The 3105-nt window shown below is 66.5% G+C and carries 3 protein-coding genes and 1 pseudogene; 1 reads left to right on the top strand and 3 read right to left on the bottom strand.

All coding sequences use genetic code 11. The annotated features are described in order from the left end of the window. Window positions 1-370, bottom strand: a 370-nt coding sequence (locus tag AC2VOR_RS07990) for an NAD(P)-binding domain-containing protein (RefSeq protein WP_486963547.1), incomplete at its 3' end; no start/stop codon positions are given. 13 nt (window positions 371-383) lie between these two features. After that, window positions 384-1793 (bottom strand): glucose-6-phosphate dehydrogenase, encoded by a 1410-nt coding sequence (locus AC2VOR_RS07985; protein WP_486963546.1) that lies wholly within the window; start codon window positions 1791-1793, stop codon window positions 384-386. Window positions 1794-1923: 130 nt separating this feature from the next. Between AC2VOR_RS07985 and AC2VOR_RS07980 the strand changes: the two genes are divergently transcribed. After that, window positions 1924-2748, top strand: coding sequence for an adenylate/guanylate cyclase domain-containing protein (locus AC2VOR_RS07980; protein ID WP_407688737.1), 825 nt, complete (start codon window positions 1924-1926; stop codon window positions 2746-2748). Here the strand turns inward: AC2VOR_RS07980 and AC2VOR_RS07975 are convergent. Beyond that, window positions 2712-2909, bottom strand: a pseudogene (locus AC2VOR_RS07975) (hypothetical protein); the annotation flags it as partial. The gene AC2VOR_RS07980 and the pseudogene AC2VOR_RS07975 sit on opposite strands and share 37 nt — an antisense overlap. Between the last annotated feature and the right edge of the window lie 196 nt (window positions 2910-3105).

Raw genomic sequence — 3105 nt, 5'->3', positions numbered from 1 at the left:
CGCCGCTGGTCCCGCAGTCGAGCAGCCGAATTCCGCTCTCGGACAAGGTTTTCGCGTGGCGGATGTCGTCGCGGTAATAGGAGTTGCCGCCGTCGATAACGATGTCGCCGGAGTCCAGCGTCTTGGCCAGCTCCTCGATGACTCCGGTGGTGATGGTTCCGGCCGGCACCATCACCCAGACGACACGCGGGGCGCTCAGCTTCTCGACGAGCTCTTTGACCGAGGACACCCCGGTCGTGTTGTCCTCACCGGCCATGGCTTTGACCGCGTCGGCGTTGTGGTCGTAGACCACGCATTCGTGGCCGTCGGCGACGAGGCGGCGCACGATGTTGGCGCCCATGCGGCCCAGTCCGATCATCCCCAGCTGCATTGCTGCTGTCTCCTTACTGTGCCGCGTTCGCGCCGCGAGGAAGCCACGGCGATTGCCAATTACGGTGACCGCGAAGCAGCGTGTGTGCGGCCTCGGGCCCCCAGGAACCCTGGTCGTAGAGGTGGATCCGGCCCGGCTTGTCGAGTAGCGGCTGCACGATGCGCCACGTTTCTTCGATCGCGTCTTCCCTGGCGAAAAGCTCGCGGTCGCCGGTCAACCCGGCATACAGCAAACGCTCGTAGGGGCGCACGGCCTCACCGAGGTCCACGGCGAACGACGAGTCCAGGTGAACGTCCTGCCACGAGCTGCCGACCTGTGCGGACAGCTGCAGCCGCAGCCCCGGGTCGGGGTCGATACGCAGCACGACCTGGTTGGGAGCCGGCGGCCGGCGGTTGGGAAGGAAGGAGTAACCGGGCACGTGGTGCAAGAACATCCGCACCTCGGTGACCCTTTCCGGCAGCGCCTTACCGGCACGCAAGAAGATGGGCACCCCGGCCCAGCGCCAGTTGTCGATCTCGGTGCGCAGCGCGATGTAGGTCTCGGTGCGCGAATTCTTGGCCACTCCGGGTACGTCGGTGTAACCCCGGTACTGGCCCCGCACGCAAAGTTGCGGGTCCAGGGCCGGCATGGCGCGAAACACCTCCGCCTTCTTGTCGTTGAGGTCGTCGGCGGAGGGCCCGACCGGGGGCCCCATGGCGACCAGCGCGAGCACCTGCAGCAGATGGTTTTGGACCACGTCGCGCAGCGCGCCCACCGCGTCGTAGAACTTGCCGCGGTCCGCGACGCCGAAGTCCTCGGCCATAGTGACGTGGATCTCCGAGATGCTCTCGCGGTCCCACAGCTTGGCCAGACTCTTGTTGGCAAAGCGCAGGTACTGCAGCTCCTCGACGGGTTGCTTGCCCAGGAAGTGGTCGACCCGCAGGATCTGGTCCTCGTCGAGCACCGCACGCAGCCGGGCGTTGAGGTCGCGCGCGGAGGCCAGATCGTGACCGAACGGCTTCTCCACGGCGACGCGAGCGTTCTCCAGGAGGTTCACCTTGGCGAGGTTCTCGACGATCGGCGCGAACAACGCCGGCGGCATCTCCAGGTAGAAGAGCACACGGCGGTCCGCGCCGATCTGATCGGCCAGCCGCGTGTAGAGCTTCCCGTCGACGACGTCGCCGTGCAGGTAGGAGAACCGGCCCGCCAGGCGGTCGAACACCCCCGCGTCGAAATCCTCGCCGGACGCCTTGATGGCGTCCCGCGCCCGCTCGACCAACTGGTCCACCGAGATATCGTCGCTGGCCACACCGATGATCGGGCAGTCGAGCAGGTTTCGGCGCTCGATCCGGTACAACGCCCGCAACGTCATCTTGCGGGCCAGATCCCCGGTGATTCCGAAAATGACGAGCAGGTCAGAGGGGATATCGTCACCGTCGGCCAAGCCGCACCTCCCGAAAGTCACCTGCGCGGCTTACTTGACAAGCATTACCCACGACGGCCGGGATCAACACTAGACACTATGCCGGGACCCGACAAACCGGAGCCGCGACGGCTTTTGGGAGGATGCTGATGTGGCTAACGTGCTGCCCATCGCCGCCTGCGTGCTGGCCGGATTTGCCGTAGCCGAAGCCGTTGCGCTGGTCGTCCTGGGGCGGCTGCTGTACCGAAGTCGCCGCGAGATCGAGGAACTGCGGGACCGAACCGATACGCGAGGTTGGCTGCTGTCGAGCGGCCGCGAGGCCGTCAAGACCGTGTGGCAAACCGCAAACCTGATCAACAAGGAGGGCTTCGGCGGCGCACTGCGCAGCTCGATCGAGGACCTCGCCGATTGGGCCGAGGTCGAGCGGCCCGACCTGGCGCGCGTCACCCCGGACGGCCGGGTGGTGATCCTGTTCTCCGACATCGAGGAATCCACCGCGCTCAACGAGCGCATCGGCGACCGGGCGTGGGTCAAGCTCATCAGCGCGCACGACAAACTCGTCTCAGGCCTCGTGCGACGGCACTCCGGGCATGTGGTCAAGAGCCAGGGCGACGGGTTCATGATCGCCTTCTCGCGCCCCGAAAACGCGGTGCGGTGTGGCGTCGACGTGCAACGCGCGTTGTGCACAGCGTCAAAACGCAAGCACCACGATGCGATTCGCGTTCGGATCGGCATCCACATGGGACGCTCCGTGCGTCGCGGTGACGACCTGTTCGGGCGCAACGTCGCCATGGCGGCGCGAGTCGCGGCCCAGGCCGTCGGCGGGGAGATCCTGGTCAGCGAAAAGGTGCGCGACGCCGTCGACGGCCGCCCCGACTGTCAGGGCATCGGGTTCGACGACGGCCGCGACGTCGAATTGAAGGGATTTTCGGGGACTTTCCGCCTGTTCGCCGTACAAGCGGACGTCTCGGATTGACCACCCTCCGCCTCGGATTCGGCCAGTCGCTGGTGCAGACGCGCCCGCACCTCGTCGGCGGTGTAGGCGCGTCGCCTGCGTTGATCGCGCGCGACCAGCGCTCCCCCGGCGACCACGCCGGCGGCACCAGCCAACCCGACCCACTTCCAGACGCTGCGCATGCGCCCAGGCTATCGCCGGTCGTGGTTAACTTGTTTGCCCATCGACCACCAGACACGGCAACGGCATCGGCCCCGAGAGCCAATGGACACACCTCGCGCGAGAAGATCGCCGTCATCGGCACACAATGCCTGCAATCTGCCCGTGGACCGGGGGCATCGGTGATCTGTCCGGCGGTTTCGGCCACGAACGGGATAA

The organism is Mycobacterium sp. TH-M103 (genome assembly GCF_057473785.1).
This window is presented reverse-complemented; position numbering and strand designations above follow the sequence as displayed.